The sequence below is a fragment of the Campylobacter sp. S4:11 genome, assembly GCF_024723695.1.
In the GTDB taxonomy this organism is placed as follows: domain Bacteria; phylum Campylobacterota; class Campylobacteria; order Campylobacterales; family Campylobacteraceae; genus Campylobacter_D; species Campylobacter_D jejuni_C.
The window spans coordinates 1-673 of record NZ_JANQDC010000079.1 but is presented as its reverse complement, the minus strand read 5'-3'; the positions used below and the strand labels follow the sequence as shown (position 1 = coordinate 673).

The following is a 673-nucleotide window of genomic DNA, read 5'->3' as shown; positions in this document are numbered from 1 at the left end:
CATTTAAAGAAGGAGTGTTATTAAGACTATCGATATTATAAAATTGAATGATATTTGCATCTATTTCATGTCTTGCAAAAAATTCATCATCAATAAGTTTTAATAATAAATATTCAAATGCTAAGAGAATATCTGTTTTTGTTGTGTATCTTAAATATTCTAAAAATAAATCCATTTCAGAAAAATATTGTTTATTATTTAATACTTCACTTAAATTTTCATAACTTTTATATCCTATATCATCTTTTTCTTTATAAGAAAAAATAGGATTACCCATTGCATATATTACTTTTATTCTTTTCACTTTTATTCCTATGGTTTAATATGAATAGTCTTATTGAGCTTTGGATTTTTACCATAAATATTTATTGTTTCTCCCCCACTTCCAGAACCTGTTCTGTATATAATATCAATTCCATCATTCAATTTATATCTTATCAATTTTTCTTGTGTAATTTGTCCCGTTTTATGATTTTTTATAGGAATATATTTTTCTTCTAACTTTGTGGCATTTTTTATTAATTTTTGCCACAGTTCATCTAATTCTTTTTTATTTTTCAGAAGGCGAATATTCCCACTGCTACCTTTTTGTAGTTTTTCAATAATTTTCACTACTTCTTGTCGTGTTAAACCACTATTAAGTCTACTTGCAATTTTAAACATTGAATGTAAA

The 673-nt window shown here is 24.1% G+C and carries 1 protein-coding gene and 1 pseudogene; both read right to left on the bottom strand.

Translation table 11 applies throughout. The annotated features are described in order from the left end of the window. Window positions 1-304 (bottom strand): annotated as a pseudogene (locus tag CAMP5053_RS08265) (hypothetical protein); the annotation flags it as partial. An 8-nt stretch (window positions 305-312) separates the two neighbouring features. Next, window positions 313-673, bottom strand: a 361-nt coding sequence (locus tag CAMP5053_RS08260; RefSeq protein WP_337217646.1) for a hypothetical protein, incomplete at its 5' end; no start/stop codon positions are given.